We start from the raw sequence: 19,084 nt of genomic DNA on the forward strand, positions 1-19,084 counted from the left end.
TCCAATTGGGCGCAGGTAGAGTACGCATCCACTCCGTCGCTGTGATCGTGTGAACCGCCGGAGGAGAATCGCACGTTGGGATCCGCCCTAACTCCCCTCAATCAACGCCCGCTCCTCCAGCCAAATCTCTTGAACAAACTGATCCGTAATCGCATAAATCCCATGCCCGCGGCGCATGATGATGTTCTCTGCGACCAGCGCGATCACCACCGGTTGAATCTCCTCAACCCGCACCTCTCTCCCTACTGATTTCGAATACTCCGCCGCTGCGTCGGTGGAGAAAATTCCGCGAGCATCGCCTTCGGTAGACGCAATTTTGTTGAAAATCGCTTGTGCCAGGCTGCCCATCTGTTCGACTTTTTCAAGTTCAATGCTCGCCGCTGCCGAGCGTAAGGTGCTGGCGATGACGGGGAGGAATAGATCGGGATCGCCTTCCTGCTGAAGGAGTTGGCGCAACGCTTTCAACATTTCCTCGGGTCTGTTTCCCAGGGTATTGAAAGCGTCAATGGCCGCTTCGAGGGAGGGGAGTTTTTCCTTTTTCACCGTCATCGCAAGCCGGTTAAGCAGGAACTTGACGTAGTCACCGTTCAGCAACGGATAGGCTGCCGATGTGGCGCCAGAAAATGCCTGGTTGCGTTTAGCGGTCAGTTCGCTGACTTGCGCCCTGTGAGAGCCGGTTCCAATAAACAAAAAGTGGCCCGGTGTATCTGGACGGGGATTGATGGCATCACGGGCGGCTTTCAGGGCCAGGAGCAATTGGTTGCCATCGTCGGAGGAAATGGCATGTTGCACTTCGTCGATGATCAGTACGAGGTCGGTCTTGGCTTGGTCCACGACTTCGGTCAGCGCTTGCGCCAAGGTCGGGCCGTTGGTGGTGCCAATACTGTCGAGTTTGAAGCCGAACTTGAATCCTGCTGCGCCGACGTCGACGTTGCTGACTCGCTTCAGTACTTCCAGCACCGAGGAGCCCGGTGTCTGGAGGTCTTTCAATGTTTTGTGTATGGCGTTGTGCACGAGCGTCGCCGGGTTGGCCAGCGTGTCGCTCCAGAGGTCGACGTAGATCACCAGTGCACCTGCTGCTTCCAGGGCTGGGATAAGGTCGTTTCTCAGAAATGTTGTTTTACCTGTACGGCGCAGGCCAGACAGAAAAAGGCCTGAGCGCAGACCTTCATCGAGCACGCCTGGATTGAGGAGCTGGTTCGCCATTGTTTCAGCCAATTCAGGGCGCTGAAATATGCTGCTCATGCAATTACCCCTTTTTATGGATACGCCATAATTATTGCCAGTTCATAATTTAGCATAAAGCTTAAAAATTGAATCTCTGACACAGAAGTCGGCAACTGCTCAGGTTTTGCAAGTGCATACAGGTTGCGGGAATCAGCCAGGAGGTTGGAAATATGAATATCCCAGAAACAACAAAGCCCTCGTATTTCTACGAGGGCTTTGTTTTATATGGTGCCGGCACCAGGAGTCGAACCCGGGACCTACTGATTACAAGTCAGTTGCTCTACCAACTGAGCTATACCGGCGTGTTAGGGCGACGATTATAGCGATTGGCAAGCTTCTGTAAACCCCTGAATTCTGACTATTTTTGCAGAAGCCGAGGTTTTTTCGCATTGATCCGTTTTTCCTCGCCACGCGGTAGGATTTACACTCTGTCAGCCCGCCGTCCACACGGCGTGTTCAAGGCATTCTCATCCCGCCACTGCAACCAAAGGAAGCTTCCTATGAAACGGACTCTGTCCCTCTCCCTCATCCTTCTGGTCACCGCCCTCAGCGCGTGTTCCACCCATAAGCCCGCCAACGACCCGGCTCTGGTCGGTATCTGGAAGGGCTTGCGCACGGAGACCGGCAAGTGTCAGTTCCTGTCGTGGACCAATAACCTGAAGCCGGACGGCCGCTTCACCATCACGTTCTTCCGCGATGCGCAGCAGACTCAGGTGATCCAGACTGAGCAGGGCACGTGGGCGGCGGCCAATGGCAAGAATGAATTGCGCACCGATGGTGTGGCGTCGCCGGATATCTACACCTACAAACTGGTGGACCCGGACACGGTGCACTATGTGAGTGTAGCGGCCGATCCGACCAGCGATTGCCAGGGTGATTATGAGTTCACCGAGTACCGCATTCGCGGTTAGGCCGTTTCCGGGGCTGGAATCTGGCGCTCAAGTGCCCGATTTACAGGCTTAAAACGCCATCATTATGGCATTAGGCAAAGTCATTAATTTGACTGTATTCCGCCGGTCTAAAAATGCTGCGGTAACTCCATCAAATTAATGACACTTTGTTTTCGCTGTCACAAAATGCGGACACAGAGACGCCAGAAAACCAAAAGACCTGCGGCAAGCCTTTCCCTTGCCGACCCTTCACGTCTTTACGCTGCGTCGTGTTGGAGTCTGGATCATGAGCCTTACTGACGAACTGCTTGCGTTGTTCGGCAAGCGTGTCACTCGAGATGCCCGTGGGCTGGATGCGCGGCTGCATTTCTTTGGCAGTGTTCCAGTAAATGATGGCGCTGTGTTTCCCCCGCCAAGCGCCAGCACTGATGAGCAATCCCAGCCATTAGAAGGCGCTGTGGTGCGGGCTAAAGTCGTGGCGCTGGTATCGGTCAATGGCGGAGTGGGGCGCAGTTCCCTGGTCACGGCCTTGAGCAGCGGTATGCAGCGCCAAGGAGAGTCGGTGCTGGCCCTGGATCTGGACCCGCAGAACGCTTTGTGTCACCACCTCGGCCTTGACTCGAGTGTGCCCGGCATTGGCCGTGCGAGCTTGCAGAATACGCAGTGGGCGCAGTGTCGGCAGACGGGTTTTGCCGGGGCCCAAGTGATCCCGTTCGGCGATACCGATACCCAGCAGCAGGAAACCCTGCAGGGCTGGCTCAAGCGCGAGCCGGATTGGCTGGCGCAACAATTGGCAGGGCTGCGCCTGGGTGAGCATCAAACGGTGCTCATCGATACACCTGCCGGTAATAACGCCTACTTCCATCAGGCGTTGAACCTGGCCGACGGTGTGCTGGTTATTGCGCGGGCCGATGCCGCGTCACTGGCCACGCTGGATCAACTGGACGGACTGCTGGCGCCCTACCTTGAGCGCGAGCGCGCACCTGCTGTACATTTTGTGATCAATCATTTGGATGAAGGCAATGCCATCCAGTTGGATATGCTCGAAGCGTTCAAGCAGCGCTTGGGAACCGTCCCGCTTGAAGTGCACCATGATATGACCATCAGTGAAGCCCAGGCTCGCGGCGCAGACCCGCTAGATATTTGCGGGATCAGCCTGGTGGTGGACGATATCAACGACTTGAGCCGCGTAGTCAAAGCGTTGGGAAAACGCTGCTGAGGCGCGGTTTAAACGCACACCGCCAAATGCTTATGCACAATCGGTTGGATGAGATGTCACGAAACAACCATTTTGTGGAGCTGTTCTCATCCCGGCGCAACTGCCTGTTTTACGTGCCTTTTATTTTATGAACAAAAAATGACCAGCCTGGCTTTCGGCCTGAAATGCACGTGGCTTCAGGTTCCGTAGAGATTCCATCAACAGAGTTATCCACAGGCTGCGGTGCGACAATTTCGCCCTTTAATCGCGCTCGGCAAGCACCATCAAGTTGCGCGGCGTCAATGCGCAATCGCAGAAGCTGCCTACTTCAACCCTGTAGCCGTTTTCGCCAAGAAACAACGCCCGATCCAGTACCAGCCACACCTCCAGCGGGCGCCGAAACAGCCCACGCACCAATTCCAGATTCCTGACCTCGGCCAGGCGCTGCCAGCCGTATGCTTCCAGCGCTGACCAATCCTGCTCACCTGTGGATAAGCCTTTGAGGTTCGCCAGTTCATGGCAGTAGTCGGCGAAGGGCATGCTAAGCCAACTCGCGTGCAGGGACGGCGTGGGCAGGTACTCGTCGAGGCCGCGCAGTTCGCGTTGCAGTTGGTCGAAGCCGAGGCGCCTGGCCATGGAGATGTCCCGTTGCAGGCGCACCCGCTTGCCGGCGGTGACGGTTTCGCTCAGCGGCAGGCCCAGGTCATCGATCGACAGGTGCAGGTGCGATGCGCGGCCGGCGTTGGACAGGGGTTGGTAAGTGTCGGCGTTGATGCGGTTATAGCAGCACGGTGCCAGTGCCAGTTGCTTGCAGCCCACTGCGCTGGCCAGTTGCAGCAGGCGCACGTGCAGGTCGCCGCAGGCATGCAGCGCTACGGGCGTGTGTTCGGCGGTTATAGCCACGTCGGCCATCACGTCTTGCAGGCGATGGGTGGCGGGCAGGCCGTGGTGTTCGCTCAAGGCTTGGCCTGTGGCGATCAGCGCGGGGTCATATTCCAGGCAGGTCAGCGCTTGGCCGGCTTGCAGCAGACGGCGACCCAGGTGGCCCTTGCCCGCGCACCAGTCCAGCCAATGCGTGGGTGTTTGCGCAAACCGTAGCGCGGCACCGAAGGCTTCGATCTGCTGCCATTTGCGGCCGGGCACATCGACGTTCAGGCGATGGCGCGCGGGTGCCAGCGGTTGCGTCGGCAATTTATCCACAGCGCTGAGTTGTCTGGCTTGGGCGGCAAGTTGTGGAAAAGGAGCGGGTGCCGGCAGGTCATGGGGTTGGTTGTGACTGGTTTCTGCATCGGCCAACGAACGTTGGCGCAGCCAGGCGGCGAGGTCGGGATGTTCGGTTTCCCAGGGTAGATGTCGATGAGTAAAGGGCCGTGGTTTCCACAGCCCCTGATGCTCGGTCAGGAAAGCATCCAGCGCCTGGAAGCGTGCCTCAACGTCCCTGGCATTCATCGACGCGCAGCCAGCGTTCCAGCAGTTTGAAGCCGCGTACCAAAATGTAGGCCATCAACAGGTAGAACAGGCCGGCGGCGAAAAAAATCTCCACCGGCAAGTAAGTGCGCGCGATGATCGTGCGCGCCATGCCGGTCAGTTCCAGCAGGGTGACGGTACTGGCCAGGGCGCTGGCCTTGAGCATCAGGATTACTTCGTTGCTGTACGCCGGCAGGCCGATGCGCGAGGCGCGCGGCAGAATGATGTAGAACAGCGTCTTGGGCTTGGACATGCCCAGGGCACGCGCCGCTTCGATCTCGCCGGGCGGAATGGCCTGGATCGCGCCGCGCAGGATCTCGGCGATGTAGGCGGCGGTGTGCAGGGTCATGGTGGCGGTCGCGCACCAGAACGGATTGCGCAGGTACGGCCACAGGAAGCTCTCGCGTACCGCATCGAATTGCGCCAGCCCGTAATACACCAGGAACAGCTGCACCAGCAGCGGCGTACCACGGAAGAAGAAAATGTAGGCGTAGGGCAAGGCGCTGATGTACCAGCGGCGCGAGGAGCGGGCGATGCCCAGGGGAATCGCCAGCAGCAGACCGGCGATCACTGCGATGGCCACCAGCTCCAGGGTCAACGTCGCGCCCTGGGCCAGCTTGGGCAACCATTTGATGATCACGGCCCAGTTCAAGCCTAGGTCGAAATGCGCCAGCCAGCTGTAGTCGCCGCTCATTGGGTGCTCCTTGCAAAGCCGCGGGCGGCGCGTTTTTCCAGAAAGTGCATGCCGGTCATGGCCAATACCGTGAGGCCCAGATACATGAACGCGGCGACCATGAAGAAGGTGAAGGGCTGCTTGGTCACGGTCACGCCGATTTGCGCGTGGCGCATGATTTCTTCCAGGCCGATCACCGACACCAGCGCGGTGTCCTTCATCAGGATCATGAACAGGTTGCCCAGGCCGGGCAGGGCGATGCGCCACATCTGCGGCATGATCAAGCGGGTAAAAATCCGCACCTTCGACAGCCCCAGCGCCACACCGGCTTCGCGGTGGCCCTTGGGAATTGCGAGGATGGCACCACGAAACACTTCCGTGGCGTAGGCGCCAAAGCACAGGCCCAGGGCGATCACCCCGGCGGCGAAGGCGCTGAGGGAAAGGTCGGGGTAGCCGAAGAACTCACCGAGGGCGCGCATCAGGTTGACCGTGCCGAAGTAAATCAGCAGCACCCACAGCAATTCGGGAATGCCGCGAACAAGGGTCGAGTAAGCACCGCCCAACCATTGCAACGGCTTGTAAGGCGACGTCTTGGCCAAGGCCCCGGCCAGGCCGAGCACCAGCCCCAGGCACAACGCCGTGAGCGCCAGTTTGACGGTCATCAGCGCACCAGCGGCAAGCGCCGGGCCGAATCCGTAGAGATCGAAATTCATGGTGGTTTCATATCGCGGCAGGCAGTGCAAAAAGCCGGCGCGCCCCAGGGAGCGCGCCGGGCATGCCGTTCAGATCATTCGATGCTGAACGGGAAGTACTTGTCGTTGATCTTCTTGTAGGTGCCGTCTGCCTTGATCTCTGCCAGGGCTTTGTTCAGGCGCTCGCGCAGTGGGTCGCCCTTGCGCACGGCGATACCGATCTTGTCGCTTTCTACCACCGGGTCGCCCTTGAACTCGTAGGCCGAACCGTCTTTGCTCTTGAGCCATTCGTACTGCACGTACTTGTCGGCCAGGATGCCGTCGAGGCGACCGGAGGTCAGGTCGAGGTAGGCGTTTTCCTGGGTGTCGTACAGCTTGGCTTCGGTGTCGGGCAGTTTGTCTTCCAGGTAGCTACCGGCCAGGGTCGCACGTTGTGCGCCGATGACTTTGCCCTTCAGGTAATCCGCGTCGGGTTTGAAGTCAGCGGTGGCCTTGGGCGCGATGAACTGCAGCTTGTTGGAGTAGTACGGGTCGGTGAAGTCGACGGCCTGCTTGCGCTCATCGGTGATCGACAGCGAGGAAATCAGGAAGTCGAACTTCTTGGCATTCAGGGCCGGGATGATGCCGTCCCAGTCGGACACGTACACTTCGCACTTCTCGACTTTCATCTTGGCGCACAGGGCGTCGCCGATGTCTTTGTCGAAGCCGACCACGTTGCCGCTGGCGTCTTTGTTGTTGAAGGGCGGGTAGGCCGCTTCAATCCCCATTTTCAAGGTTTCTGCCATGGCCGTGGCGCTGAACGCCATCGAGACGGCCGCGGCCAGAAGGAATTTTTTATAGTTCTGCATGCATGTTGCTCCGTTAGCGGTTGCTGGACATGAATTGTTTGCAGCGCGCCGAAAGCGGGTTTTCAAACACCTGCTGTGGCGATCCTTGCTCTTCGACCAGGCCCTGGTGCAGGAACACCACTTCGCTGGACACCTGACGGGCGAAGCCCATTTCGTGGGTGACCAGCAGCATGGTGCGGCCTTCTTCGGCCAGCGCGCGGATCACATTAAGTACTTCCTGGACCATTTCCGGGTCAAGCGCCGAAGTGGGTTCGTCGAACAGGATGACCTTGGGCTGCATCGCCAGGGTGCGCGCGATGGCCGCCCGTTGTTGCTGGCCGCCGGAGAGCTGCGCAGGGTAGGCGTGGCGCTTGTCGCCGATGCCGACCTTGGCCAGCAGGGCTTCGGCCACTTCGATGGCTTCGGCTTTACTCTGGCCGAGCACGCGGCGCGGGGCCTCGATGATGTTGTCGAGGATGCTCATGTGCGGCCACAGGTTAAAGTTTTGAAACACAAAACCGATTTCGCTGCGCAGGCGGTTGATCTGCTTGCCGTCGGCGGCCATCAGCTCGCCGTTTTTCGCGGCCTTGAGCTTGAGTTCTTCGCCGGCCACCAGGATCTGGCCCTGGTGCGGGTTTTCCAGCAGGTTGATGCAGCGCAAAAAGGTGGACTTGCCGGAACCGGAGGAACCCAGGATCGAGATCACGTCGCCGTCGCGAGCGGTCAGCGAGATACCTTTGAGTACCTCCAGCTCACCGTAGCGTTTGTGCAAGTTGCGGATTTCAAGCGCGGGCGTGGCCTGGGCCATGTGCGGTCCTCATTGTGTTCGTTGCGATCGTCGCTGTTGGTCCGCCTTCCTGGCGAGGCGCCAAGCTAGCATAGCGTCCGGATGGCAGCCAACAGCGCGGCCGGCGGTAAACAGGTGGTGTGCGGCGGGGTGTCGCATCGGCACAGCAGCGTGTCGCGCCATCAACAACCGAACAACCGTTTGAACCTGGAAAACCGCCGGCTTCGCGTAAAAAAGGGCGCGATGGTGCCAGCTTTGGCCGGGTGTTGGAAGGGTTAACCGGGCAAACGGTGCGTATCAGCCCTTTTATGGAGCGTCACGTACTTTTTGTGTGTGTTTATGGTGCGTTGATCCGGCCTAAAAGTGGGGAGCACGGTAACGCTATAGCGGAATGCCATTATTATCAACGAGTTGCGAGGAGTGCCGAAACGTCCTACAGCCCGCATCCATCGCGGCTTTGTAACATTTTGGCGCAAATCTTGCGTAAAAAATAAAGAACGCCCTGTTGGTTTCTTTTCACGAGAAAGCTCCCAAGCCGGGCGAACCGTTTTCGCAAATCCTCGTAAAGGTGTGTCAATGAGTAGTACGCAAAGCTCCAATGACCTCGAACAGGGGCTCAAACCGCGTCACGTCACCATGCTCTCGATTGCCGGCGTTATCGGTGCCGGTTTGTTCGTCGGCTCCGGCCACGCGATTGCTGCCGCTGGCCCGGCCGTGTTGCTGGCGTATGCCGCTGCGGGCACGCTGGTGGTATTGGTGATGCGCATGCTGGCCGAAATGGCGGTGGCATCGCCGGACACCGGTTCGTTCTCCACCTACGCCGACCGTGCGATCGGTCACTGGGCCGGTTTCACCATCGGCTGGTTGTACTGGTGGTTCTGGGTTCTGGTGATCCCGTTGGAAGCCAACGCCGCCGCGACCATCCTGCATGCCTGGTTCCCGGATGTGGCCATCTGGGCCTTTACCCTGATCATCACGTTGCTGCTGACGGCGACCAACCTGTTCAGCGTGAAGAACTACGGCGAGTTCGAGTTCTGGTTCGCGCTGATCAAGGTCGTGGCGATCGTAGGGTTCGTGATCCTCGGCCTGGCCGCGATTTTCGGCTTCCTGCCGACCAGCCAGGTCAGCGGTGTTTCGCACCTGTTCGACACCCAAGGCTTCATGCCGAATGGCATGGGCGCGGTACTGGCTGCGATCCTGACCACCATGTTCTCTTTCATGGGCACCGAGATCGTCACCATCGCCGCCGCCGAATCGAAGAACCCCGGCCAGCAGATCACCAAGGCCACCAACTCGGTGATCTGGCGGATTGGTTTGTTCTACCTGCTGTCGATCTTCATCGTGGTGTCCCTGGTGCCTTGGAACGATCCGACGCTGGCGGCCGTAGGTTCCTACCAGACCGTGCTGGAACGCATGGGCATTCCGAACGCCAAGCTGATCGTCGACCTGGTGGTGTTGGTTGCCGTGACCAGTTGCCTGAACTCGGCGCTGTACACCGCTTCGCGCATGCTGTTCTCCCTGGGCCGTCGCGGTGATGCACCGTCCGTGGCCAAGCGCACCAACAAGAGCGGCACGCCTTACTGGGCGGTGTTGCTGTCTACCGGCGCGGCATTCCTGGCGGTGTTTGCCAACTACGTGGCGCCGGCGGCGGTGTTCGAATTCCTGCTGGCCAGCTCCGGCGCTATCGCGTTGCTCGTGTACCTGGTCATCGCGGTTTCGCAACTGCGCATGCGCCAGAAGCGTGTGGCGGCGGGCGAGAAGATCGTCTTCAAGATGTGGCTGTTCCCCGGCCTGACCTATGCGGTGATGGTGTTCATCGTGGGGACGTTGACGATCATGCTGTTCCAGGAAGCGCACCGGGTCGAGATTATCGCGACTGGGGTACTGAGCTTGCTGGTGGTGCTGGCGGGGTTGTTTGTATCCAGTCGGCGCAAGGCTCAGAGGGTGGGCGCTGCAGTACTGAACTGATGTAATGAAATGCGGTGCTTGATGCGCCGCAGTTCAAATGTGGGAGCGGGCTTGCTCGCGAAGGCGGTGTATCAGTCAGTATGTCTGGCGACTGACACTCCGTATTCGCGAGCAAGCCCGCTCCCACATTTGGTTTCGCGTCAATCTTGAACGCTTGCCAACGCCTGGGACGCCGCCACGTAGTCCGCCTGAAACTCCGGCGATTCAATCCACGCCAGCGCCGCCGCTTCGTCCTCGGTATCCGTGGCCCACTGCCGATACTCAATCAACGCTGCCAGGATAAAGTCGGTAGCTTCCTCTTCGCCTTCCTGCTCCAGCACCAGCGCCAGCAACGGGTGGGCCAGGAACACGGCGCACAGGGCCTGCTGGCTGATCTCGCCTGCGCTGCGCATCTGTACGAACAGCTCGGTCAAATCCACTGACTCAAGGTCAATGCGGCTGTCATCGCCTGCAAACGCATCCGGTTTGGCCGCCACGGCGCGCTGGGTACGGTTCTGCTTGGCCTTGGCCTTTGCCCGGTGGGCGCGTTTTTGCTGCTTGTTCGGCGAAGCCATGGGCTTGAGGTCCTGGGTTCTGGATCTGGGTGGGGTATTGAAGCGCAGGTTGGGGGAAATCCCAAGGGGGGCGAGTGTGTTTCGTAGTGCAGCCTCTGTGGGTTATTACTCGACCATGGGGCGCCAGATCCATAAGATTCTATTTTTGCGACATTCAGAGCCTCGCTCATGACCCGCGACACCCTCGAGCACAACCAGATTCCCATCTACTTCTGCGCCGTCATCCTGGCTGCCGCCTTGGGCCTGCTCGCGCCTTTCTCTGCGCACAACCTCAGCATACTGATCACGCCCGCCATCGCGGTGCTGATGTATGCCATGTTCCTGCAAATTCCGTTTCTGCACTTGCGCCAGGGCTTGAGCAACAAGCGCTTTGTATCAGCATTGCTACTGGCCAATTTCATCCTGGTGCCGTTGCTGGTGTGGGTGTTGACCCGTGGCCTGGCGGAGCGGCCCGCGTTGCTGGTGGGTGCCTTGCTGGTATTGCTGACGCCGTGCATCGACTACGTGGTGGTGTTTACCCATATCGGCAAGGGTGATTCGCGCTTGATGTTGGCGGCGACGCCCGTGCTATTGCTGCTGCAGTTGGCGCTGTTGCCGGTCTATCTGAGCGTTATGCTCGGTGCGCAATCCGAGGTGGTGGTGGCGGCTGGGCCTTTTGTCGAGGCGTTCCTTTTGTTGATCGTGATACCGATGATCCTGGCAATGGTCACGACTGCCATGGCGCGGCGGTCATCGCTCGTCAGTGTTTGGAATGACGCTTGGGCGTGGCTGCCGGTGCCAGCGATGGCGCTGGTGTTGTTCGTGGTAATCGGCTCGCAAATTACTTCGGTGGTACGGGATATCAACTTGCTGCTGCCGGTGATCCCGGTGTACGTCGGCTTTCTCTTGCTGGCGCCGTTGATGGGGGCGCTGGCCTCGCGGTTGTTTGCGCTCCCGGCGGCAGCGGCGCGAGCGGTAACGTTCAGCGCGGCCACTCGCAATTCACTGGTGGTGCTGCCGCTGGCATTGGCGCTGCCTGAGGATGTGCGAGGGTTGGCGGCCACGGCGGTGATCCTGCAAACCCTGGTCGAGTTGGTGGGCGAGTTGATTTACGTTCGGTTGATCCCGCGGTGGATATGGTCCGCAGGTCGCTGAACCCGGGAGTCTTCAGTTCCGTTCAGGCGCCATACAGGAGGGTGGTCGGCACCATAGGCCGGCGTCCCCTACCTGGCAGGCCAACCGATGGATCACCGCAACCGTTTTCGCCTGGAATCCCTAGGGATTTTCCTGTTTGCCCTGTTGCTGTTCACATTGGGAATCTGGAATCAGCAGCCCGAAGGCTTTGACGGGCGCTGGGCGCTGTTCCTGCAAGAAATGTTTCGCCATGGCGCGAGCTTTTTTCCTACCACTTACGGCCAACCCTACGCCGACTACCCAGGCACGGCGACGTTTCTCAGCTATGTATTTGCCCGGCTGTTCGGCGCCCCCAATCACCTGGCGAATGTGCTGCCCACCGCCCTGGCGTCCGCGGGGGTGGTTGCCCTGATCTATCGCTTGCTGGTTTCCGCAAATCGCCAGTGGGCGTTGCTCTCCGTGCTGCTGACCTTGCTCACCACCCAGTTGTTGGAAAAATCCCGCTCGGTGTGCCTGGACCAGATGGTGGCGTTGCTCTGCGTGGGCAGTTTTTACCTGCTGCACAGCGGCGGGCGCTTGAGGCAGCTTGCGGTGTTCCCGTTGTTCGTCCTGGGCTTTGCGATACGTGGGCCATTAGGGTTGATCGAGGTCTGCGGCGTGGTGTGCGTGTATTGGGCACTGGGCAAGCCTGGAGAGCGGGTCAAGCAAGTGTTGACTCACGGCATCATCGGTCTGGTGTTACTGGCGGCCTGCTGGTGGCTGCTGGTGAAACTGGCGCGTATCAGTGGGGGTGACGCATTTGCCGATGAAGTGTTCAAGATGCAGGTGGGCGGGCGCCTCGATGAAACCGGCGAACCGTTCTATTTCTATTTTCAGTTGAGCTTGTACCGCTACTTTCCCGTGGTGCCCTTGGCCCTGGCTACGATGGTTGCGCTACGTCATCGCTGGTCCCAGCGGTTCGAGGGCGATGTGCAATTGGTGGCGCGCCTCGGTGCCTGCGGCTTGATGATTTTGCTCGGGCTGTCGGTGCCGCACTTCAAACGAGCCTATTACATCCTGCCGATGGTGCCGATGTTTGCGGCTGTCGCGGCCTATGGGTTGCTTCAGGCGCAAGGCTGGTTCGCGGGCGTGCGTCGCTGCTACGAAATGCTTGTCGCTGCGCTGCCGGCGTTGTGTGCGGTTGCACTGCTGGTCTGTCGGCACGGTTGGCAGAAGCACGGTTACTGGCCTGACGTTTCGCTGCCGCTGCTGATGGGCGTGCTGCTGGCGCTGCAAATGGCGGCGCTGATCGCCTGGCGTCAGGCGGCGCGGTTGGTATGGCTCAGCCTGATCGCCTTGTTGGCGCAATGGTTACTGCTGGTGACGGTTGTGGAGCCGGCCAAGGATCTGCAATTTGATACCCGACAGTTTGTTGGTCAATTAGAGGCCCTGCGTGCCGCCACGCCCGGGCCGTTGGTGTTTGTCGATCTGGGTCGGGATACCTGGGCGGTGCGCTACATGATGAACCTGGATCACGATGAGCAACCGGTGTTTATCGGGGGCAATGCGCTTGAGCGGTTGAAGACACTGCCACGACCGTCATGGGTGATTGTGGCGAGCAAGCAAGCCGCACTTTTGAAGGGTACGCCGTTGGAGCATCTGACGCCCACGTTCAAAGGGCGATTGAATGACAACCCTTTGTGGGTGTTTCTGCTTGAGTAAATGAGGGGGGATGCCGGGCTTCTCTAACCGAGCAAAGTGTTATCTCGAAAAGCCTGCGCTGCAGCCCTTGCGCAATAAGCCTCAAGGGTTTGGGAGGCGGAGCGATTATCTCGAAATCACCACACGGATAAGTCAAATTTCGGGCAACAAAAAACCCGCACCAGGCGGGTTTCTTGTTTGGTTCAGGCGGCATTCGCACCACCTGAAACTAATTAGTGGTGCCCAGAGACGGAATCGAACCGCCGACACGGGGATTTTCAATCCCCTGCTCTACCGACTGAGCTATCTGGGCAACGGGGCGCATTAAACGGGTTTTTCAGGGGGTCGTCAAGCAAGTTTTCAAAAAATATTTAATTATTACCGTCGCTTACGTGCCGACCCTGGTTTTTGATCAATTATTGAGCAGGCGGCACGTAGCCGTCGGCCTTGGCGTAATCTTCGCCGGAAAAGAACTTGTCCATCTCGCCCTGCAGGTATTTGCGATCTTCGGCATTCATCATGTTCAGGCGTTTCTCGTTGATCAGCAGGGTCTGGTGTTTTTGCCAGTCGCCCCACGCCTTGGCGGAAACATTGTCGTAAATGTCCTGGCCCTTAGCACCCGGAAACGGCGCTTTTTCCAATCCGGACAGTTCTTCTTTGTACTTGCGGCACATTACGGTGCGGGTCATGACGACACTCCTGCATTCAATACGTCGGCCGCGCGCTTGAGCAGTTTCTTGACCGGGGCGGCAAGGCCCAGGCGCGGCGGGGTGGCGAGGTTATACCAGAGCCAGTCGGCCTCGGCCACGTGATGGGCCGATTCCTCGACCTGGACCAGCCAGGGTTCGATGGCCAACTGAAAGTGGCTGAAAGTGTGAATCAGCCCCGGCAGTTCCTGTTGCTTGCCCAGTGCCAGCGCGTGTTGGTGGGCCAAGTGTTCGAGGTCTGTCAGGTCGTCCAGTTCCGGCAAGCTCCACAGGCCGCCCCACAGGCCCGTCGAGGGGCGGCGATAAAGCAGAATCGCGCCTTCGGCATTGGCCAGCAGCGGCATCAGCGTACGCTTCTGTGGGATGGTCTTGCGCGGCTTGGGGATCGGGTAGCGCGTCTCCAGGCCGAGCATGTGGGCTTCGCAGCCTTTTTCCAGCGGGCACAGCAGGCAGCTGGGTTTGCTGCGGGTGCAGAGGGTGGCGCCCATGTCCATCATTGCCTGGGTGTAGGCGTTGACCCGATCGTGCGGCGTGAAGCGTTCCGCGGTGGCCCACAGCTGCTTGGCCACCTTGGGTTCGCCCGGGTAGCCCTCCTGCGCGGTGAAGCGTGCCAGCACGCGCTTGACGTTGCCGTCGAGGATCGGCGCGCGCAGGCCCATGCTCAGGCTGGCGATCGCACCGGCGGTGGACAGGCCTATGCCGGGCAGCTCGGTGAGCTTCTCGACATCCTTGGGAAACTCGCCGCCGTACTCGGCCACGACAATCCTGGCGGTCTTTTGCAGGTTGCGCGCCCGGGTGTAGTAACCCAGGCCGGTCCACAAGTGCAGCACTTCATCTTCCGGCGCGGCTGCCAGGGCTTCGACCGTCGGCAGCGAGGCCATGAACCGGTCGAAGTAATTGAGCACGGTACTCACCTGGGTCTGTTGCAACATGATTTCCGAGACCCACACCCGGTAAGGCGTGATGCCCTGTTGCCAGGGCAGGTCATGGCGGCCGTGGCGGTCGTACCAGGTGAGCACCGCCTCTGAAAATTGCTCGTTTCTCATCGGTTGAACAGGCCTTTGAGTGCGTCTTTGAGCTTCGGATTGACCTTGTCGAGTTTCTCTTCCAGCTTCTCGTTGAGGCGGTTGCCCGCCGCCTTGATCGCGACCTGGCCCAGGCCGTCCTTGTCCAGGCGGCACGCCTTGGCGCCCAGTTCCAGCGGGCCACGGCAGCGCAGCGGCACTTCGATGCCCTGGAAATTGGAGCCTACTTCACAGGCCGGATCCGGCACTTCGCGCTGATCGCCTTCGACGATGATGCCGACGCGATAATCCATGCCCAGTACACGCAAGTCGATGTCGCCGTTGCCGTTGACCGCCAGGCCCGGAATGCGCACTTTCAGATCCGGGTTGTTGGCCACGCCGTTACGGAAGGTCAGGTTGCCTCGGAGTTCCTGGAAGGGGGTGTCCTTGCCCCGTGGCTCGCTGGCCAGGGTCTTGCGGTTGAGCAGGGCGATGCCGGTGCACAGTTGCTGTTCAAGGTTGGCGTTGAGCAGCACACCGTTATTGATCACGAAACTGGCGGTGCCGTTGAGGCTGTCGATCAGGGCTTTCTGGCTATTGCCGCGGCCGGTGAGGTTGCTGTCCAGGGTGACCTGGCCTTTCACCGGAGGGTTCTGCCCCTGGGCTTGCAGGATGCGTTCGACCGGCACTTGCTTGATCCGGCTTTGCAGCGCCAGCAGCGGAATATCCTGGCGCACGTCAAGGCTGCCGTTGGCCTGGAACGTGCCGTTGTAGAGCCCGCCACTCAGGGTTTCGAGCTTGAGCTGGCCGTCGATGCCGGAAGCCTTGAGCGCGGCATTCTGGATCGGCAGTTGGCTCAGGGTCAGTTGGCCGAACGCAAGGTCGGCGTCCACATCCAGCGTGCGCAGGCGGGTCAATGGCAACAGTTTGTCGGTGCTCCAGGCGCCTTTGGTCGGCGTCTCCGGCAGCGGTGTGGTGCCGCCGGCAGCCATGGCCCCGGCTTCGCTGTTCTGCACTTCAGCCTGGCGCGCGGCGGTCGCGCCTTTGGCGGATTCAGACTTGGCCGGCAGATAATTGTCGGCGTTGAAGGTATCGCCCTTGAGCTGAACGCGCAGCGATTGCTTGGCGAAATCGTCGACGGCCACGCGGCCGGTGAAGGTGCTGCCGTCGAGTTTCAGGTTCAGGTCTTCCAGCGCCACGCTGCTCGGTGTGCCCTTGAGACGGCTGACCAGTTCGACCTTGCTCAGGCTGCCCTCGGCCATAGGCGGCAACGGGTGGCCGACACTGTCGAGGAACTTGGCCAGGTCAAACTGGGCGATGGACAGGGCGCCGCTCAGTTGCGGGGTCTTGTCCAGGTCGTTGACCTTCAGTTCGCCCAAGGCACGCAGCTGGTTGGCCGACAGCTTCATGTTGGTCCATTCGGCGATGTTGGCCGCCTGGTCGACCAGCAATTGGCCCTGGGTCGAAAAGCTCACGGTCTTGCCTTGCAGCGGCTCGCCTGTGGCTTCGCCGGTGACTTTGAGGTCTTCAAGCTGGTAGCGCTTGAGCGCACGCTGGATGCGCAGGTTGCCGTTGAGCTCGGTCTTGACCCGCATCACCGGCTGGTTGCTGCCGAAGAACGCGGTGAGTTTCACCGGAATGCTGGCGCCTTCGTGCACCGCGCCGGTGCTGAGCTGGATGCTCTCGGCGCTGAATTGCTTGCCGGTCTGCTCATCGTTGTATTCGATGCGGGCGTTGTTGACCGTCAGGCTGTCGATGTCCAGGCGGATCGGCTGGGTCGGCTTCTCCGGTTTGGCTTCGGGCGCAGGTGTAGACGGCGCAGGGGTGTCAGCGCCGGCCACCGGGGCATTCTTGCCGATGTCTTCCCAGTTGCCATGGCCTTGCTTGTCGCGGTTGAGGCGCAGGTTCAGGCCCTCGACACGCACATCGCTCATCTGCACTTCGCGACGCAGCAGCGGCAGTACGCGCACCGACAGGCCGAGCATCTGCAAGTCAGCAAAAGGTTGAGTCGGGTTGGTCAGGGTTGCCACGCTGGCTTCGTGCAGTTCAAGGCCGAGCCAGGGGAACAGGCTCCAGCCGATATCGCCATTGAGCGTCAGCTCGATGTGGGCCTTGTCGCGGGCAATCTGGCGAATCTCGTCTTTATAGTCGTTGGGATCGAAGAGATGGGTCAGGGCAAAGCCTAGAGCCACAATGATCAGCAACAGCCCGAGGAGTACCAGACCCAGGATTTTGCCGAACGCTTTCATGGGCGAGTCCTTGTATGTCGATTTGAAAATTCAGCCGCAGAGTATAACGCCCGACGGCCTGCGTCAGTTCACCGATCGTTACATTGTATCCGCGGGCAGCGGAACGGGATTCTGGCGCCAGAAAAACAAAAATCGCAAAAAGATGATGTCATTTTGGTTTTTCTGGCACTCACTGATGCTAATCTTCGCCCCGTTCGTTCGCCTTCTGCGACGTATCGTCGCGCGTAAATGGAGCTTCACTCAACAAAAACGGCCACGCTTTGCGTGCAAGGCCGAGGGAGAGAGCGCCTGACGGACACATACTAACAACTGGGGGAAACACCAATGAACACTAGCACTGCGGCAGCTTCAACTGCCGCGAAGCCTGCGTTCCTGTCCAAGGAACGCATTATCGCCAAGCCCGGCTTCAACCGCTGGCTGGTTCCACCGGCCGCCCTGGCGATCCATCTGTGCATCGGCATGGCCTACGGGTTCTCGGTGTTCTGGCTGCCGTTGTCCAAGGCGCTGGGTATCACCAAACCGGTTGCCTGCGCACCGGACATGAGCTTTATCGCCCAAGTCTTCTCGTCCCAATGTGACTGGCCCATCTCCATGCTGGGCTGGATCTACACCCTGTTCTTCATCTTCCTGGGCTGCTCGGCAGCGATCTGGGGCGGCTGGCTGGAACATGCCGGGCCACGCAAGGCCGGCGTTGTATCGGCCCTGTGCTGGTGTGGCGGCCTGCTGATCTCATCGCTGGGTATCTATACCCACCAGATCTGGCTGATGTGGATCGGCTCCGGGGTCATCGGCGGTATCGGCCTGGGCCTGGGTTATATCTCGCCCGTGTCGACCCTGATCAAATGGTTCCCGGACAAGCGCGGCATGGCCACCGGCATGGCGATCATGGGCTTCGGCGGCGGCGCGATGGTAGGTGCACCCCTTGCCGCGGCACTGATGGGCCACTTTGCGTCGCCGACCAGTGTTGGCGTCTGGCAGAGCTTCCTGGTGATGGCCGCGATCTACTTCGTGTTCATGATCGGCGGCGCGCTGTCCTATCGCGTTCCGCCGACCGGCTGGAAACCTGAGGGCTGGACTGCGCCAGCGAAAAAAGCCAGCAATGCGATGATCACCCACCGTCACGTGCATGTGAACGTGGCGTGGAAAACCCCGCAATTCCGCCTGGTGTGGCTGGTGCTGTGCCTGAACGTATCCGCCGGCATCGGCATCCTCGGCATGGCTTCGCCACTGCTGCAGGAAGTGTTCGGCGGCAAGCTGTTGGGCGTGGACGTGCCGTTCGGCCAACTGGACGCGGGGCAATTGGCGTCCATTGCGGCCATTGCGGCAGGTTTCACCGGTCTGTTGAGTTTGTTCAACATCGGTGGCCGGTTCTTCTGGGCGTCGTTTTCCGACTATCTGGGCCGTAAAAACACTTACTTCGTGTTCTTCGCCCTGGGTTTTGCCCTGTACGCACTGATCCCGAACCTGGGCCACCTGGGTAACGTAGCGCTGTTCGTGGCGGCGTTCTGCATCATCCTGTCGATGTACGGCGGCGGGTTTGCGACCGTTCCGGCCTACCTGGCGGATCTGTTCGGTACACAGATGGTCGGCGCGATCCACGGCCGCCTGCTGACGGCCTGGGCTGCCGCAGGCGTATTGGGCCCGGTGCTGGTGAACTACCTGCGTGAGTATCAGCTGAGCATTGGCGTTGAACGCGCTGCGGCCTACGACATCACGTTGTATATCCTCGCCGGTTTGCTGGTGCTGGGTTTCATCTGCAACCTGCTGGTTCGCCCAGTGGCCGACAAGTACTTCATGACCGACGCGGAACTTGCCGCCGAACAGGCGCTGGGCCATGACAAAGGTGCGGATGCCACCACTTCCCTGGAGTGGAAAGCAGCCTCCGGCACCGTGCCGTTGGCGATCGCAGCCTGGCTGGTGGTGGGTATTCCGCTGGCGTGGGGTGTGTGGGTAACCCTGCAGAAGACGGCGGTGCTGTTCCACTAAACACCGCAAGACGCTTGTGGGCCCGCTTCCTGTGGGAGCTGGCTTGCCTGCGATGCGCATAG

17 protein-coding genes and 2 tRNA genes are annotated in these 19,084 nt (G+C 59.9%); 7 read left to right on the forward strand and 12 right to left on the reverse strand.

Annotation, left to right across the window (positions count from 1 at the left end):
• Positions 1–87: 87 nt before the first annotated feature.
• Positions 88–1,245, reverse strand: a complete 1,158-nt coding sequence (locus H0Z09_RS03605) for an AAA family ATPase (RefSeq protein WP_186687457.1) — start codon at positions 1,243–1,245, stop codon at positions 88–90.
• A gap of 208 nt (positions 1,246–1,453) precedes the next feature.
• Positions 1,454–1,529: transfer RNA gene (locus H0Z09_RS03610), tRNA-Thr, on the reverse strand.
• Positions 1,530–1,727: 198 nt separating this feature from the next.
• Between H0Z09_RS03610 and H0Z09_RS03615 the strand changes: the two genes are divergently transcribed.
• Positions 1,728–2,138 carry a hypothetical protein gene (locus H0Z09_RS03615; protein ID WP_186687460.1) on the forward strand — a complete coding sequence of 137 codons (411 nt, stop codon included), beginning with the start codon at positions 1,728–1,730 and terminating at the stop codon, positions 2,136–2,138.
• Between the two features lie 265 nt (positions 2,139–2,403).
• Entirely contained in the window at positions 2,404–3,336 is a 933-nt protein-coding gene (gene bcsQ / locus H0Z09_RS03620) for a cellulose biosynthesis protein BcsQ (RefSeq protein WP_186687463.1), read from the forward strand.
• A gap of 240 nt (positions 3,337–3,576) precedes the next feature.
• Here bcsQ and H0Z09_RS03625 read toward each other — a convergent pair whose 3' ends face one another.
• The 5 genes from H0Z09_RS03625 to H0Z09_RS03645 form a co-directional block, all read right to left on the reverse strand.
• Positions 3,577–4,764: a methyltransferase gene (locus H0Z09_RS03625; protein WP_186687466.1), complete on the reverse strand. Its 1,188-nt coding sequence runs from the start codon at positions 4,762–4,764 to the stop codon at positions 3,577–3,579.
• Positions 4,745–5,434: an ABC transporter permease gene (locus tag H0Z09_RS03630; RefSeq protein WP_186687934.1), complete on the reverse strand. Its 690-nt coding sequence runs from the start codon at positions 5,432–5,434 to the stop codon at positions 4,745–4,747. The genes H0Z09_RS03625 and H0Z09_RS03630 overlap by 20 nt, the downstream gene beginning before the upstream one ends.
• Positions 5,435–5,472: 38 nt before the next feature.
• Positions 5,473–6,168 (reverse strand): ABC transporter permease, encoded by a 696-nt coding sequence (locus H0Z09_RS03635; RefSeq protein ID WP_076951635.1) that lies wholly within the window; start codon positions 6,166–6,168, stop codon positions 5,473–5,475.
• A gap of 74 nt (positions 6,169–6,242) precedes the next feature.
• Positions 6,243–6,995, reverse strand: coding sequence for an ABC transporter substrate-binding protein (locus tag H0Z09_RS03640; protein WP_076951636.1), 753 nt, complete (start codon positions 6,993–6,995; stop codon positions 6,243–6,245).
• A 13-nt stretch (positions 6,996–7,008) separates the two neighbouring features.
• Positions 7,009–7,782, reverse strand: coding sequence for an ABC transporter ATP-binding protein (locus H0Z09_RS03645; protein ID WP_076951637.1), 774 nt, complete (start codon positions 7,780–7,782; stop codon positions 7,009–7,011).
• Positions 7,783–8,337: 555 nt separating this feature from the next.
• Between H0Z09_RS03645 and gabP the strand changes: the two genes are divergently transcribed.
• Positions 8,338–9,729 (forward strand): GABA permease, encoded by a 1,392-nt coding sequence (gene gabP, locus H0Z09_RS03650; RefSeq protein ID WP_186687469.1) that lies wholly within the window; start codon positions 8,338–8,340, stop codon positions 9,727–9,729.
• Between the two features lie 140 nt (positions 9,730–9,869).
• Here the strand turns inward: gabP and H0Z09_RS03655 are convergent, their stop codons facing one another.
• Positions 9,870–10,283, reverse strand: coding sequence for a hypothetical protein (locus H0Z09_RS03655; RefSeq protein WP_076951639.1), 414 nt, complete (start codon positions 10,281–10,283; stop codon positions 9,870–9,872).
• 168 nt (positions 10,284–10,451) lie between these two features.
• Here H0Z09_RS03655 and H0Z09_RS03660 point away from each other — a divergent pair, with 168 nt between their 5' ends.
• Both H0Z09_RS03660 and H0Z09_RS03665 read left to right on the forward strand, forming a co-directional pair.
• Positions 10,452–11,417 (forward strand): arsenic resistance protein, encoded by a 966-nt coding sequence (locus H0Z09_RS03660; RefSeq protein ID WP_186687471.1) that lies wholly within the window; start codon positions 10,452–10,454, stop codon positions 11,415–11,417.
• 87 nt (positions 11,418–11,504) lie between these two features.
• Positions 11,505–13,097 carry a glycosyltransferase family 39 protein gene (locus H0Z09_RS03665; RefSeq protein ID WP_186687473.1) on the forward strand — a complete coding sequence of 531 codons (1,593 nt, stop codon included), beginning with the start codon at positions 11,505–11,507 and terminating at the stop codon, positions 13,095–13,097.
• Positions 13,098–13,313: 216 nt separating this feature from the next.
• On the opposite strand, the gene H0Z09_RS03670 is transcribed toward H0Z09_RS03665, so the two are convergent.
• From H0Z09_RS03670 to H0Z09_RS03685, 4 genes are all read right to left on the reverse strand, one after another.
• Positions 13,314–13,389 (reverse strand) — tRNA-Phe (locus tag H0Z09_RS03670).
• Between the two features lie 103 nt (positions 13,390–13,492).
• The gene (locus H0Z09_RS03675; protein WP_076951645.1) at positions 13,493–13,765 is read right to left on the reverse strand and encodes an oxidative damage protection protein; all 273 of its coding nucleotides are present in this window, start codon (positions 13,763–13,765) and stop codon (positions 13,493–13,495) included.
• Complete coding sequence (gene mutY, locus H0Z09_RS03680) at positions 13,762–14,829, reverse strand: A/G-specific adenine glycosylase (RefSeq protein ID WP_186687475.1); 1,068 nt, start codon at positions 14,827–14,829, stop codon at positions 13,762–13,764. The genes H0Z09_RS03675 and mutY overlap by 4 nt, the downstream gene beginning before the upstream one ends.
• Positions 14,826–17,036 carry an AsmA family protein gene (locus tag H0Z09_RS03685; RefSeq protein WP_186687477.1) on the reverse strand — a complete coding sequence of 737 codons (2,211 nt, stop codon included), beginning with the start codon at positions 17,034–17,036 and terminating at the stop codon, positions 14,826–14,828. Before H0Z09_RS03685 ends, mutY begins: the two co-directional genes overlap by 4 nt.
• Here H0Z09_RS03685 and H0Z09_RS03690 point away from each other — a divergent pair.
• The gene (locus H0Z09_RS03690) at positions 17,035–17,328 is read left to right on the forward strand and encodes a hypothetical protein (protein ID WP_076951648.1); all 294 of its coding nucleotides are present in this window, start codon (positions 17,035–17,037) and stop codon (positions 17,326–17,328) included. The two genes, H0Z09_RS03685 and H0Z09_RS03690, sit on opposite strands and share 2 nt — an antisense overlap.
• Before the next feature lie 32 nt (positions 17,329–17,360).
• Positions 17,361–19,022, forward strand: coding sequence for an OFA family MFS transporter (locus tag H0Z09_RS03695; protein WP_186687479.1), 1,662 nt, complete (start codon positions 17,361–17,363; stop codon positions 19,020–19,022).
• Positions 19,023–19,084 lie beyond the last annotated feature (62 nt).

Origin of the sequence: Pseudomonas sp. SWRI18, assembly GCF_014268345.1 — a bacterium.
Classification (GTDB): domain Bacteria; phylum Pseudomonadota; class Gammaproteobacteria; order Pseudomonadales; family Pseudomonadaceae; genus Aquipseudomonas; species Aquipseudomonas cedrina.

Coding starts and splice junctions, on each gene's coding strand:
- H0Z09_RS03605 (WP_186687457.1), bottom strand. CDS start 1,245: ATGAGCAGCATATTTCAGCGCCCTGAATTGGCTGAAACAATGGCGAAC.
- H0Z09_RS03615 (WP_186687460.1), top strand. CDS start 1,728: ATGAAACGGACTCTGTCCCTCTCCCTCATCCTTCTGGTCACCGCCCTC.
- bcsQ (WP_186687463.1), top strand. CDS start 2,404: ATGAGCCTTACTGACGAACTGCTTGCGTTGTTCGGCAAGCGTGTCACT.
- H0Z09_RS03625 (WP_186687466.1), bottom strand. CDS start 4,764: ATGAATGCCAGGGACGTTGAGGCACGCTTCCAGGCGCTGGATGCTTTC.
- H0Z09_RS03635 (WP_076951635.1), bottom strand. CDS start 6,168: ATGAATTTCGATCTCTACGGATTCGGCCCGGCGCTTGCCGCTGGTGCG.
- H0Z09_RS03640 (WP_076951636.1), bottom strand. CDS start 6,995: ATGCAGAACTATAAAAAATTCCTTCTGGCCGCGGCCGTCTCGATGGCG.
- H0Z09_RS03645 (WP_076951637.1), bottom strand. CDS start 7,782: ATGGCCCAGGCCACGCCCGCGCTTGAAATCCGCAACTTGCACAAACGC.
- gabP (WP_186687469.1), top strand. CDS start 8,338: ATGAGTAGTACGCAAAGCTCCAATGACCTCGAACAGGGGCTCAAACCG.
- H0Z09_RS03655 (WP_076951639.1), bottom strand. CDS start 10,283: ATGGCTTCGCCGAACAAGCAGCAAAAACGCGCCCACCGGGCAAAGGCC.
- H0Z09_RS03660 (WP_186687471.1), top strand. CDS start 10,452: ATGACCCGCGACACCCTCGAGCACAACCAGATTCCCATCTACTTCTGC.
- H0Z09_RS03665 (WP_186687473.1), top strand. CDS start 11,505: ATGGATCACCGCAACCGTTTTCGCCTGGAATCCCTAGGGATTTTCCTG.
- H0Z09_RS03675 (WP_076951645.1), bottom strand. CDS start 13,765: ATGACCCGCACCGTAATGTGCCGCAAGTACAAAGAAGAACTGTCCGGA.
- mutY (WP_186687475.1), bottom strand. CDS start 14,829: ATGAGAAACGAGCAATTTTCAGAGGCGGTGCTCACCTGGTACGACCGC.
- H0Z09_RS03690 (WP_076951648.1), top strand. CDS start 17,035: ATGGGCGAGTCCTTGTATGTCGATTTGAAAATTCAGCCGCAGAGTATA.
- H0Z09_RS03685 (WP_186687477.1), bottom strand. CDS start 17,036: ATGAAAGCGTTCGGCAAAATCCTGGGTCTGGTACTCCTCGGGCTGTTG.
- H0Z09_RS03695 (WP_186687479.1), top strand. CDS start 17,361: ATGAACACTAGCACTGCGGCAGCTTCAACTGCCGCGAAGCCTGCGTTC.